Origin of the sequence: Lysobacter yangpyeongensis (assembly GCF_042655745.1) — a bacterium.
Classification (GTDB): domain Bacteria; phylum Pseudomonadota; class Gammaproteobacteria; order Xanthomonadales; family Xanthomonadaceae; genus Agrilutibacter; species Agrilutibacter yangpyeongensis.
In genome coordinates this window covers 125813-138036 of sequence record NZ_JBHSNM010000005.1, presented here as the reverse complement: position 1 = coordinate 138036, position 12224 = coordinate 125813, and the positions used below count along the sequence as shown (strand labels likewise).

The 12224-nt window shown below is 68.7% G+C and carries 14 protein-coding genes; 8 read left to right on the top strand and 6 right to left on the bottom strand.

What is annotated here, in order from left to right:
* Nucleotides 1-860: 860 nt before the first annotated feature.
* On the bottom strand, nt 861-1982 hold the full coding sequence (locus tag ACFPN1_RS13675; RefSeq protein ID WP_386755680.1) for an ATP-binding protein: 1122 nt from the start codon (nt 1980-1982) through the stop codon (nt 861-863).
* A gap of 56 nt (nt 1983-2038) precedes the next feature.
* Between ACFPN1_RS13675 and ACFPN1_RS13670 the strand changes: the two genes are divergently transcribed.
* Nucleotides 2039-2371, top strand: coding sequence for a hypothetical protein (locus ACFPN1_RS13670; protein WP_386755679.1), 333 nt, complete (start codon nt 2039-2041; stop codon nt 2369-2371).
* 133 nt (nt 2372-2504) lie between these two features.
* Here the strand turns inward: ACFPN1_RS13670 and ACFPN1_RS13665 are convergent, their stop codons facing one another.
* Nucleotides 2505-2660, bottom strand: coding sequence for a hypothetical protein (locus tag ACFPN1_RS13665; RefSeq protein ID WP_386755678.1), 156 nt, complete (start codon nt 2658-2660; stop codon nt 2505-2507).
* Nucleotides 2661-2935: 275 nt separating this feature from the next.
* On the opposite strand from ACFPN1_RS13665, the gene ACFPN1_RS13660 reads away from it, so the two are divergent.
* Nucleotides 2936-3337, top strand: a complete 402-nt coding sequence (locus ACFPN1_RS13660; RefSeq protein ID WP_386755677.1) for a response regulator transcription factor — start codon at nt 2936-2938, stop codon at nt 3335-3337.
* 24 nt (nt 3338-3361) lie between these two features.
* On the opposite strand, the gene ACFPN1_RS13655 is transcribed toward ACFPN1_RS13660, so the two are convergent.
* Nucleotides 3362-3916: a DUF4136 domain-containing protein gene (locus ACFPN1_RS13655; protein ID WP_386755676.1), complete on the bottom strand. Its 555-nt coding sequence runs from the start codon at nt 3914-3916 to the stop codon at nt 3362-3364.
* Nucleotides 3917-4524: 608 nt separating this feature from the next.
* Here ACFPN1_RS13655 and ACFPN1_RS13650 point away from each other — a divergent pair.
* From ACFPN1_RS13650 to ACFPN1_RS13625, 6 genes are all read left to right on the top strand, one after another.
* Complete coding sequence (locus ACFPN1_RS13650) at nt 4525-4734, top strand: hypothetical protein (RefSeq protein WP_386755674.1); 210 nt, start codon at nt 4525-4527, stop codon at nt 4732-4734.
* A gap of 207 nt (nt 4735-4941) precedes the next feature.
* Nucleotides 4942-5142, top strand: a complete 201-nt coding sequence (locus tag ACFPN1_RS13645) for a hypothetical protein (protein ID WP_386755673.1) — start codon at nt 4942-4944, stop codon at nt 5140-5142.
* Nucleotides 5143-5147: 5 nt separating this feature from the next.
* The gene (locus ACFPN1_RS13640) at nt 5148-6158 is read left to right on the top strand and encodes a CorA family divalent cation transporter (RefSeq protein ID WP_386755672.1); all 1011 of its coding nucleotides are present in this window, start codon (nt 5148-5150) and stop codon (nt 6156-6158) included.
* A gap of 153 nt (nt 6159-6311) precedes the next feature.
* A complete protein-coding gene (locus ACFPN1_RS13635; protein ID WP_386755671.1) occupies nt 6312-8207 on the top strand; it encodes an MFS transporter in 1896 nt (631 codons plus the stop codon).
* Between the two features lie 433 nt (nt 8208-8640).
* A complete protein-coding gene (locus ACFPN1_RS13630; RefSeq protein ID WP_386755670.1) occupies nt 8641-8994 on the top strand; it encodes a CD225/dispanin family protein in 354 nt (117 codons plus the stop codon).
* Between the two features lie 45 nt (nt 8995-9039).
* The gene (locus ACFPN1_RS13625) at nt 9040-9468 is read left to right on the top strand and encodes a DUF2752 domain-containing protein (protein WP_386755669.1); all 429 of its coding nucleotides are present in this window, start codon (nt 9040-9042) and stop codon (nt 9466-9468) included.
* A 129-nt stretch (nt 9469-9597) separates the two neighbouring features.
* Here ACFPN1_RS13625 and ACFPN1_RS13620 read toward each other — a convergent pair whose 3' ends face one another.
* The 3 genes from ACFPN1_RS13620 to ACFPN1_RS13610 all read right to left on the bottom strand — a co-directional run bounded on the left by ACFPN1_RS13620 (nt 9598) and on the right by ACFPN1_RS13610 (nt 12222).
* Nucleotides 9598-10524 (bottom strand): hypothetical protein, encoded by a 927-nt coding sequence (locus ACFPN1_RS13620; RefSeq protein WP_386755667.1) that lies wholly within the window; start codon nt 10522-10524, stop codon nt 9598-9600.
* Between the two features lie 166 nt (nt 10525-10690).
* Nucleotides 10691-11614, bottom strand: a complete 924-nt coding sequence (gene nudC / locus ACFPN1_RS13615) for an NAD(+) diphosphatase (protein ID WP_386755666.1) — start codon at nt 11612-11614, stop codon at nt 10691-10693.
* A gap of 29 nt (nt 11615-11643) precedes the next feature.
* Nucleotides 11644-12222, bottom strand: coding sequence for a GIY-YIG nuclease family protein (locus ACFPN1_RS13610; RefSeq protein WP_386755665.1), 579 nt, complete (start codon nt 12220-12222; stop codon nt 11644-11646).
* Between the last annotated feature and the right edge of the window lie 2 nt (nt 12223-12224).

Sequence of the window (12224 nt, the reverse complement as noted above, 5' to 3'; positions counted from 1 at the left end):
AAGGGAGGGAGAGAAGCGGCGATCGGAGTGCGGGGTGCATGCCAGTCGTGCAACACCTCGGCCATCACGCCGGTGCGTTGCCGCGCGAGCCGTGATTTGAAGCCCCTCCCCTTTGCGCGCAGCGCAAGGGGGAGGTTGGGCGGGGGTGCTTTTGTTTTTGCTGTTGCTGGTTCTTCGCGCCACCGCGAAAGCCGCTCGCTGCGCTCGCACCCCTCCCCGGCCCTCCCCTTCGCTGCGCGAAAGGGAGGGGGAGAAGCGGCGATGGGAGTGCGGGGTGCGGCCAGTCGTGCAGCACCTCGGCCATCACGCCGGTGCGTTGTCGTGCGAGCCCTGGTTTGAAGCCCCTCCCCTTTGCGCGCAGCGCAAGGGGGAGGTTGGGAGGGGGTGCTCTTGTTTTTGCTGTTGCTGGTTCTTCGCGCCACCGCGAAAGCAGCTCGCTGCGCTCGCACCCCTCCCCAACCCTCCCCTTCGCTGCGCGAAAGGGAGGGGTAGAAGCGGCGATCGGAGTGCGGGGTGCATGCAAGTCGTGCAGCACCTCGGCCATCGCGCCGGTGCGTTGTCGCGCGAGCCCTGGTTTGAAGCCCCTCCCCTTTGCGCGCAGCGCAAGGGGGAGGTTGGGAGGGGGTGCTTTTGTTTTTGCTGTTGCTCCTTCTTCACGCCACCGCGAAAGCCGCTCGCTGCGCTCGCACCCCTCCCCGGCCCTCCCCTTCGCTGCGCGAAAGGGAGGGAGAAGTGCGGGGATCTCAGTGGGCGCGGACGGGTCGCGACGTGCATGTTCGAGTCGTTGAACCGCTCAATCGCTCGATCACTCGATCGCTCGATCACTCGATCGTTCGCCAACTATCCGTTCAACGCCCCACTCAACTGCGCGGCAATCGCAACCGGAACGTCGTATGTCCGTCGGCGGATTCGGCGCGGATGCTGCCGGCGTGGGCCAGGGCGATCTGCTTCACGATGAACAGGCCCAGTCCGAGGCTGGCGCGTTCGGTTTCCTCGTCGGCAGCGAGGCCGGCGCGGCGGAGGGGTTCGAACATCAGGTCGAACTGCTCGCGCGGGATCTCGGTGCCGGCGTTGGCGACGCTCAGTTCGGCGCCGGTGGGTTCCTCGCGCAGTTCGACTTCGATCTCGCCGCCCCGCGCGCCGTACTTGTACGCGTTGACCACCAGATTGGACAGCGCTTCGCGGATGTGGCCGGCGTCGAAGCGGCCGCGCACCGATGCGGGCGCGCGGAAGTGGATGCGCGCGCCGGGAAGCGACGCGCGCAGCAGTTCGATTTCCTCGTGGCAGCACGGCACCAGGTCGGTGTCGTGCTTCTCGATCTGGAAGCCGACGCCGGTCTGGGCGCGGTTGTACACGAGCAGGTTGTCGAGCAGCACGCGCATGCGCTCGACGCTGCGGATCAGGCGCTGCGCGGCGTCGGCGACGGGGGCGTCCACCGCCATGCGCGCGATCATTTCCGAAGTCATCACGATGGCGCTGAGCGGACTGCGCAGGTCGTGGCCGAGCACGCCGAGGAAGATGTTGCGCCAGCGCTCCACTTCGGTGGCGTAGTGGCTGACCGACTCGGCGATCGCTTCGTCGATGGCTTCGTTGAAGCGGGTGACGTCCTCGTGCGAGGCGGCCGCGCACTCGGGTGCATCGGCCCACAGCCGCAGCACGGACGCGCGCAGGGCACGGTATTCCGACACCAGGTTGGCGATGCTGTAGCCGCTGTGGGCGCGATGCAGGGCGTGGGTGCCGGCGGCCGAGCGCGCGCGGCCGGGCGGCGCGACGGCGCGGCCTTCGGATTTCTCGATTTCCTCCGCGCGCGTCTGCGGGGTGCGCAGGTCGGCGACGATCGCCGCGACGATGTCGGGCAGGTGGTCGCGCAGGGCCGCGTCGTCGAGGACGGTGGCGACCTCGACCGAGCGGGCGAAGCGGATCGCGCCCTCCACGATCGCGTCGGTGTGGAGTTCGATGAAGTCCGCCAATTGGCTGTTCATGCGCGCTCGAGGGGCGAGTGAGATGTACGAGGAAACCGCGGTCGCGTCACGGCCGCGTGAAGATCATCCCCCGCGTGGGTGAACGCAGCGCATTCATCGTTGGCTACCGCGTGGGCGCGGTGCACTCTCGCGCGATGCCTCACTGCACCGTCCGCTACAACGTACGACTCACGCCGCGGGTGGTGGATGCGCGCGCGATGGATGCGATCGCGATCTTCCGCGAGGAGCGCGAACCGGACGAAGTCGGCGAGCCGGGACCGCTGTTGTGGCGGCGGCTTGAGAGCTTCAGCGGGCCGATCGGCTACGAACTCAAGGAGCGCGTGATGCGCGATCGCGAGTGGGACATGGACGTGCGCACGCGGATCGGGCCGCTGGAGTGGGATATCTGAATCGGGGCGGGGTGTTTTGCCGGAGCGCTGCATGGATGCGCTGGGCGCGAAACGGAAGGCGTCGCGGGCGTGGCCCGCTCCTACGTTCATGAACGCGGTGCGATGCGCTTCGCATCGCGCGCAGCAGCGACGATCAGTGCACGGTGCGTTTGCGGCTGGGCGTGACCATGCGCGCGGTCGGGTCTTCGGCGCGCGGTCGGCGTGGCTGGATCGTGCGCGTGGGCAGGGACTTGCTCGTCGGGGTCTTGCGCGCGGGGGCACGCGGCGGGCGGTTGCGCGGGGTCGTCATGTCGGTTCACGGGCTCGCATCGGGATAGCGCGCAGCGTGGACCGGGAAAGGTGACGGGCGTGCGTGGAGCGCGTGCAGGCGGTGCGATGACGCTGAGCGGTTCATGCAGGTTGGCGCCGCCGGTGCGATCGGCGTGTCGCGCGCGGGCACCGGGCTTTCGTGCGCACGCGCCCGTACACGCGCCTGCGGTGGCGGCACGCCACCTGCATGACTGCCCACACGGCGCACACGCGCGACGGGCGATCCTCGCGTTTCCTCCCGTTGTGTGGCTGCGCATGAACCGCGTACTGATCGTCGAGGACGACCGCTCGCTCGCTTCAATGCTTTCCGATGTTCTGGTGCAATCCGGCTACGAGGTCGAATGCGCGCGCGATGCCGCGACCGGCGAAGCGGTACTGGCCGCGAAGGCGGTCGATGCGGCGATCCTGGATGTGCGACTGGAGGGCGGGATGGTGTTCCCACTGGCGCGTGCGCTCGCCGCGCGCGGGATTCCCTATCTGTTGGCGTCGTCGACGCGGCGCCTGGACATGCCGCCGGACCTGCGCTGGCAGCCGCTGATCGCCAAACCGTACCGGCCCGAGCAACTGGTCACCGCGCTGCGCGCGCTGTGCGGCGATCTTGCCGCGCGCAACCGGCCGGCGCCGGCGCGCACGACGCGGCGGCATCCGGCGGTGTAGCGCAGGTGTTGTCGTGCTGCGCCGTCAGCGCATGGCGCTGCCGGGCGGGAAGTCTTCGAACATCTTCGCGACGGCGGTCTGGATGTCGGCGGTGAGTTTCTCCGGCTTCTTCGGTACGGTGCCTTCGGCGGTGCCGCGCCAGACCGCCTGTTTCGTCTGCGTGTCGAACATGTCGAGCACCAGCGTGCCGACGGTGTAGCTGCGCACGCGCGTGGTGTCGAAGCCCAGGCGCGGCGCGCCCCAGTAATGGCCCCAGTGGCCGTGCCAGCCCCAGCCGCCCCAGAAGGGGTCGTCGTAGAAGGTGTCGAGTTCGTATTCCTGGCGGCTGGCGACGTGCGCGGCGAGGGCGATGTCGCCGCCTTCGGGCATCAGGGTCCAGCCTTTCGCGCGCAGCTGCGCGTCGACGGCGGCGACGATGCGCTGCGCGACCAGCGGCGGCGCCTTCTCGGCTTTCTCGCGCCAGCTGTAGCTGTGGTAGCGGGAGAACGGCGCGTTGGGATCGTGATCGGTGAACACCCTCGGCGTGGCGCACGCGGCGAGCGCCAGCAGGAGGAAGGCCGTGGTGAGCAGGCGTTTCATGGATGTGCTCCTGGCGTATTCGGGTGCGAAGCCGCCGGCGCGCGGCGCGAGGACGGCGAACGGCGCGCACGGCGGATCGCGGGGATACGGTGCGGCGGTGGGGGTGGCGGTGTTGTGAACTGGGGGTAGTTGGGTATCTGGGAAAGCGAGAGCGAAAGGCAGCTCGCTGCGCTCGCTCCCCTCACCCGCCCTTCCCTCAGCGGCCTGGCGGCCGCTCGACCCTCTCCCCGCAAGCGGGGAGAGGGGAATGCGCGCGCGGGTTTCCTCTCCGCCCCGCGTCGCGGCGGGCTTCCTCTCCTCCGGCGTCGCGGCAGGCTTCCTCTTCTCCCCGCATCGCGGGGAGACGATGCCCGAAGGGCAGATGAGGGGCGCTTTTGCTCCGCGCTTTTGCTCTGCACTTCGGCCTCTGCACTCGTCACCCGCCAGACGCCCTGCGCACCGCCTTAACCATTCAACCGCCGCCTCGCGCATGAATGCGCCAACCGCCGCGCCGCGCGCGTCACTGTGCCGTTTGTTTGCACAACGTTCGCGCGCCGCTCACTGCCGCCTACCCGCCCGCTGCCCACCATGCGCGCACCGACATGAGTCGGCCTTGTGGAGATACACCGATGGGTAACACCAACATGGGCAACAACCCGAACCGCACCAACACCGGCAACACCGGCTCGAGCACCGAGCGCCGCGAAGGCATGGGTCGCGAGCAGGACCAGCAGCAGCGCCAGGCCGGCCGCAAGGACACGGACGAATCCACCCGGCAGGGCCAGGGCAAGCAGAGCGGCCAGAGCGGCAATACCCAGACCAATCGCGACAACAGCTGACGCGAATGCAATGACGCGCCGCTGCAGGTGGCAGCGGAAGGAGGCCCCGCCAGGCGGGGCCTTCGCGTACGTGCGACGTGACGCGCGTGTTTCGTGTGTGCGGTGTGATGCGTGCATCCGGTAGCGGTGCGGCGCTCCTGCGCGGATTCGCCGCACCTTCACCGCGGTCGCCGGAAGCTGGGCGTCCCCAAACACCGGGCCGCAGCCATGAGCAAGCGCGAACTGATTTCTCCCCGCGGCGACAAGCGCCTGGTGCGGCGCGATGAACAGGGCCGCATCCGCGAGTCCGACGATCTGGGCCGTTCGCTGAGCCAGGACGTGCGCAAGCCCGCGAAGCACGCGTCGCCGCCGGGCCAGGGCGATCGCGGCGACCGCGACAGTCGCGGCGGGGATCGCAAGCACCACTGAGCGACATGGGCCCGCCCCTGTCCTCGCCACCGGCCGCAGGCGCTGCGTCGCGCGAGGGGCGGACGCGTGCGGTGCTGTTCGATGACGACGGCAGCGATCGCCAAGTGGCCGTCGACACCGTCGATTTGCACGCACTCTCCGAACGCCAGCTGTTGTGGATCGACCACGAAGGCGAGCACGCCCGCGCACTGCTGCAGACCCTGGGGCTGGGCGATGCCGTGCCGGCGCTGGATCACGACGACGGGCGGCCGCAGCTGCAGAACTTCGGCGACTGGTTCCTGGTAAAGGTGGTGGTGGTCGCCGGCGAAAAGCGCCTGGAGTGCCGCGGCCAGTCGCTGCTGGTGCTCAGCGGACGCAACTTCGTGGTGACCGTGCACCGGCAGCCGCTGGAATACCTCGCGCAGCTCGGCGACCGCGAGCAGGCCGACACGCATCTCGGCGTGCTGAGCGCGGAGGGTTTCACCGCTTCGCTGCTGGACTGGCAGATGTCGACGTACTTCGATGCGGTCGCCGAACTCGAAGCGGACGTCGACCGGCTCGAAGTGCAGTTGCTGGAGCGGCCGCTGCCGCGCGGTTACGTGAAGGAACTGGCGGTGCTGCGCCGCGCGGCGTCGCAACTGCGCCGCCTGCTGACGCCGCATCGGCAGGTGTACGGCGCGATGGCGCGTCCGGATTTCCGTCCCGACGCGGACGAGGGCACGCAGCAGCAGTGCCGCGCGCTCAGCGAGCGCTTCGATCGCACCCTCGATGCGGTGGAAGCCGCACGCGAGCTGGTGATCGGCAGCTTCGAACTGTTCGCCACGCACACGGCGCAGCGCACCAACGAGATCATGCGCACGCTGACCTTCGTGACGGTGCTGCTGGGCACGCTGGCGGTGGTGGCGGGCGTGCTGGGGATGAACTTCCAGGCGCCGATCTTCAAGACCGGCACGATCGGATTCGTGACCACGATCGTCGCGATGGGCATCCTGGTCGCGGTGGCGATGGTGGTGGCGAAGCGACGGCGGTGGTGGTGAGGCTTGCGGTTTGACGATCGGCGGCGTTTCGCGCCCGTGGGACGCTCCTGCATGGATGTGGTGCGTGCGGGCGAGGTGGCGCCGCGTCCGCGGGCCATGTGATCGCGTGCGGGATCGTCTGCTAGGCTCCCGCGCAGATTCAGGGGAGCCCCCATGGCCCATAACCAGTTCGAGCTGCTGCGGCAGCGACGTTTCCTGCCGTTCTTCCTCACCCAGTCGCTGGGCGCGTTCAACGACAACGTCTACCGGCTGGCGATCATCGGTCTGCTCGGCTATCTCGCGGTGAGTCCGCAGGACAAGACGCTCTACACCAATCTCGCGCCGGCGATCTTCATCCTGCCCTACTTCCTGTTCTCGGCCACCGCGGGGCAGATCGCCGAGAAGCTGGAGAAGTCGAAGCTGATCCGGATCACGACCACGATGGAGATCGTGATCATGTCGTTCGCGGCGATCGGCTTTCTCACCCACAACATGATCGTGCTGCTGGTCGCGCTGTTCGCGACCGGCGTGCAGTCGACGCTGTTCGGGCCGGTGAAGTATTCGATCCTGCCCTCGGTGCTCAAGCCGGAGGAACTCACCGGCGGCAACGGCCTGGTCGAGATGGGCACGTCGATCTCGATCCTCGCCGGCATGCTGTCCGGCGGACTGATCTTCCAGGTGGCCGGCGCGCAGGGGCCGGTAGTCGCGGCGATTGCCATCATCGCGCTGGCGATCACCGGCAACGTCGTCAGCCGCTTCATTCCGCGCGCGGAAGCCGGCGCGCCCGACCTGAAGATCAACTGGAACCCGCTGCCCGAATCGCTGGCGATCATGCGCCTGACCCGCCGCCAGCCCGGCGTGCGCAACTCGGTGCTGGGCGTGTCGTGGTTCTGGTTCTTCGGCACGGTGATCACCTCGAACCTGCCGACCTACGCCGAGCTCAACCTCGGTGCGCCGCGCGACGACGCGACGATCTACATCCTCGCGCTGGCGCTGTTCTCGGTCGGCACCGGCGTGGGCTCGCTGCTGTGCGAGAAGCTGTCGGCGCGCACGGTCGAAATCGGCCTGGTGCCGATGGGCGCGATCGGCATGACCGGCTTCCTGCTCGACCTGTACTTCGCGCGCAGCGGCCTGGCGCCGGTGAGCGGGCTGGATGCGATGGGTTTCCTGCGCCAGCCGGGCGCGTGGCGGATCGTGATGGACCTGGTCGGGATCGGCCTGTTCGCCGGCTTCTTCCTGGTGCCGCTGTTCGCGCTGATCCAGAGCCGCACGCCCAAGGACGAACTGTCGCGCGTGATCGCCGGCGTGAACATCCAGAACGCGTTCTTCATCGTGCTGGCCGCGGGCGTGGGCATCGCCGCGCAGCGCGTGCTGGGCTGGACGATTCCGCAGCTGTTCCTCGCGCTGGCGATCGTCAATGCGCTGGTGGCGATCTGGATCTTCACGATCGTGCCCGAGTTCGCGATGCGCTTCGTCAGCTGGCTGCTGGTGCGCACGCTGTACCGGCTGAAGCTGCACGGGATCGAGAAGCACGTGCCCGACGAGGGGCCGGCGCTGCTGGTGTGCAACCACGTCAGCTACATGGATGCGCTGATCCTGGCGGCGAGCATTCCGCGGCCGGTGCGCTTCGTCATGTACTACAGGATTTTCAACATCCCGGTGATGAGCTGGATCTTCCGCACGGCCAAGGCGATCCCGATCGCGGGCGCGCGCGAGAACCCGGAGGTGATGCAGCGCGCGTTCGATGCGATCGACGCGGCGCTGGCGGAGGGCGAGATCGTCGGCATCTTCCCCGAGGGCGCGTTGACCAGGGATGGGGAGATCGCGAAGTTCAAGTCGGGCGTGGAGAAGATCCTCGAGCGTCGCCCGGTGCCGGTGGTGCCGATGGCGCTGCGCGGCATGTGGGCGAGCATGTGGAGCCATCGCGACGGACGCCTGGGACGCATGCGGGTGCCGCGGCGGTTCCGCGCGCATGTGGAGGTGATGGCGGAGGCGCCGCTGGATCCGCAGGGGGTTACGGCGGAAGTGCTGGAGGCGAAGGTGCGGGGATTGCGGGGGGAGGCGGCGTAGGGACTCTGTTTGGGTGGTGCGGGCGGTGCTTCGAACTTCGATGCTTCGCACCTACGCTCAGCACGAGCGGGGTTATGGCGACTGTGTCGCGCCATGGGTGTCCTTCGACTTCGCTTCGCTACGCTCAGGACGAACGGGTTCATGGTGGTGGTGTTGCGCGGGCGGGTGTCCTTCGACTTCGGTGCTTCGCACCTACGCTCAGGACGAACGGGTCCAGGAAGAGCCATCGGCGCGAAATGGTGCGACTGCCCCAACACCGTTCGCCCTGAGCGTAGCGCCGCAGGCGCGGAGTCGAAGGATCCCGCGGGCAGCGCACAGGCGCGGGAAGCGCGGCTTTTCACGATGACGCCCGCAAACCCCCGCTGCTAGGATGCCGGCCAGGGCCGCCAGGCCTGCAGGGGATTCCATTCACCATGTCCGAGGGGACGCCGTCATGAGCAGCACACCGCCGTCATTTCCGCCCGAACAGGCGCAAGCCTACGGGCCGCTTCCGAACTACCTGATCTGGGCCATCCTGATCACCATCGCCTCGCTCTGCCTGTGCTGCATCGTCGGCACGATTCCGGGCGTGGTGGCGATCGTGTTCGCCTCGCAGGTCAACAGCAAGCTGTCGGCGGGCGATCGGGCGGGCGCGGAGCATGCGTCGAAGCAGGCCAAGCTGTGGTGCCAGATCACCACCGGTCTGTGCGTGCTCGGTCTGCTGATCAACATCGGCCTGCGCATCGCCGGCTACGATTCGACGCAGTACTGGAAGCAGTGGGCGGAGCAGATGGAGCAGCGCCGCTGATCCGCGCGGACTGTCCATCCGATCGATCGCACGAAGGCCGATGACGTGAACGCAGCGCCGCGATCGGCTTCGCGCAACGCAACGATCGCGATCGCGGTCGTTGCGTCGGGCGCGCTGGTGGGAATCGGATTGCTGCGTGCGTTCGATCCGAACGCGGCGGGAAGCTGGTTCCCGTCGTGCCTGTTCCATGATCTGACCGGGCTGTATTGCCCCGGTTGCGGCATCACGCGTGCGCTGCATGCGCTGGTGCATTTCGATCTGCGGCGCGCGCTGGCGATGAACGCGTTCTTCGTATTGTGTCTGCCCCTGCTCGCGGCGATGACGTTGCAGGGTGTGACCGCGCGCGCGTGGCTGCCGAAGGCGGTGCGGCGCGTGGTGTTCGACGGGCGCTGGTGGATCGGTGCGCTGCTGGTGTTCGGGCTGCTGCGCAATCTGCCCGGCCTGGAGTGGCTCGCCCCCGGCGGGATCTCGTAGGGCGGGCCCTGGCCCGCCGTTCGTCGCGCCGTTCACCATCCCGTTACGCTGGTGGATTCGTATGGGTGGGCTTGAGCCCACCCTACGATGTTGCGTGCGTTTCGGACGAAGCGCGGGCTTGAGTCCGCCTTACGCGACGAAGCCGGCAATGACGAACAACGCCAGCACCGCGAGCCACACCAGCAGGCTGCGCCAGACCAGGCTCATGGCGTCGCGCAGTTCGGGCAGTTCGGACACCGGGGCGGCTGCGGGCGGCGGTGTCGCTTCGATGCCGGATTCGGCGATCCCGTCGGCGTAGTCGGCGGCTTCTTCCGCCAGTTCGGTGCGCACGCTGGCGCGACCGGCGGCATCGAGGAAGCGGTGCTCGAGCGTGAACGACGCGCCGCCGGCTTCGCGCCACGCGCCCAGCACCGTATCGAAATTCCCCACCAGCGCGAGGGCCAGCGTCAGCAACTGCGCGACGGGCCAGTCGAGCAGCTTGAGCAGCGTGGCGGCGCCGTCGCGGGTTTCCATCGGCACCTTGCGGGCGTAGGCGCCTTCGCAGGACAGCACCGCGAGGCGGTACAGCAGCGCGCCGGTCGGGCCCATCACCAGGAACCAGAACAGCACGCCGAACCAGCGCCGCAACGCGTTCTGGAACACCGCCGACACCAGGGCGCTGCCATCGATGGCGAGCGGCGGCGCATCCGGCCACAGCCGTGCCATGGCCGCGCGACGCGCGGTGGCGTCGGGCGCATCGGCGATGGCGTCGATGTCGAGGTCGAGATCGCGCGGGCCCCACGCGTAGAACAGCACCGCGATGGCGAAGAGCACGCCGACCAGGCCGTACAGCGGATGCCGCAGCGCGATCTGGAACAGCAGCACGACCAGCAACGGCGGTACCAGCGCCAGCGCCGCGCCCCAGCGACCGCGCCAGAAACTGCCTTCGGGAAACTGCGCGTCGAGCCAGTCCAGCCAATGGGCGTACCAGTCGTAATGGCGCACGGAGGCCGCCAGCGACTGCGCCAGGTGGCCGATGACCAGGGCGGCGACGACGGCGAGCAGGGTGACAGCCATGGGCAAATCCTTGCGGACATTCGCTCCGGAGCGAGCGCTCGGGGAGCGGGGCGGACGACGCGGCCGATTCTAGCCCGTCGCCCGTGACGCGCACCGTGCTTCTGTCAGGGTGAACGCAGCGCGCCCGCCGTTGTGGTCAAGGGGCGCGCGGAATGCGGCACCTCGCTCAGCGCACGCCTTCGACCCACAGATCGATCAACCAGCGCGCGATCGACAGGCGCGGCGAAACCAGCAGGCCGGTGCCGTCGTCGCGCGCGGGGTCGGCTTCGCGCGCCTGCGCCTCGAGGATCTCCTCGCGGGTGAACCAGCGCGCGTCCTCGAGTTCATCGCTGATCCGCGGCGTGTCCGGATGCGCATCGGCGACGAAGCCGAGCATCAGCGAACTCGGGAACGGCCACGGCTGCGAGGCGAGGTAGCGGCACGACTTCACGCGCACGCCGGTTTCCTCGAAGACTTCGCGGGCGACGGTGTGCTCGAGCGATTCGCCGGGCTCGACGAAGCCGGCGAGGGTCGAGTAGCGGCGGGCGGGCCACACGCTCTGGCGACCGAGCAGCAGGCGCTCGCCGTCGCTGACCGCGACGATCACCGCGGGATCGGTGCGCGGGTAGTGTTCCGACTTGCACTGCGTGCACGTGCCGAGCCAGCCGCCGCGCGAATACGTCAGCGCCGCGCCGCACGCGCCGCAGTGGCGATGCCGCTGGCGCCAGTGCTGCACGGCGCGCGCCTGCGCGAACACGGATGCGTCGAAATGCGGCCAGTGCGTGGCGGCGCTGCGCAGGTCGATGCGTTGCGAGGCCTGGAAGGCGGTGAGCGCGGCATCGAGCGCGAACCAGCCCTGCCCGTTCGCGTCGATGCCGAGGAACACCGCAGCGCCGGTACCGCCGGGACCCTCGCTCAGGCGCATGCCGGTCGGTGCGAGCAGGCGGCGCTGCTCGTCGGCGTAGGCCAGGCCGTTCTCGTCGAGCAGGACGACGCGCGCGTTGGGCCACAGCTTCGTCAGCGCGTCGTTGTCGTTGCGCAGGTGGTCGGCGCGATCGAGCGCGGCGCGGACGGCATCGGTTTCGACGAAGGCGAAGGGGGCTGCGGGCATCGGGGATTCCGGGCGCGATGAGGGTCGTATTATCGGTCGGGGGCGTGGTGTGGGGCAGGTGGCTTTGTTGCAGCCCTTCGACTTCGGCGCTGCGCGCCTACGCTCTGGGCGAACGGGACATGCTTTCCGGTGACGCTGAATTCCCTTCGACTTCGGCGCTGCGCGCCTACGCTCTGGGCGAACAGGTGAAGGAACCGATCTGAACCTTGGACTGCGTTCGCCCTGAGCGTAGGGCCGAAGGCCTGAAGTCGAAGGGCTCCCAGCGAGCCGGGCAACCTCAGCTTCCGTACGCAGTTCGAGTGAAGCGGATCAGCCGCCATGCGCTCATGCCGATGCCTGCCCCGCCCCAGCCGATTGATCGTCGCCCGATCGGCGCGGATCAACGCCTCCTTCTTCGCGCGACTCCACCCCTTCAGCTGGCGCTCCACCGCAAGCGCTTCCTCGCGGGTCACGAATTCCTGCGAGAACACCAGTTCGAGCGGCCGCCGTTTCAGCGTGTAACAGGGCAAGGCGCCGGCGTGATGTTGGGCCAGGCGGTACTCGAGATCGTCGGTGCGGCCGATGTAATAGCTGCGATCGACACAGCGCAGCATGTAGTCCCGGAACATTG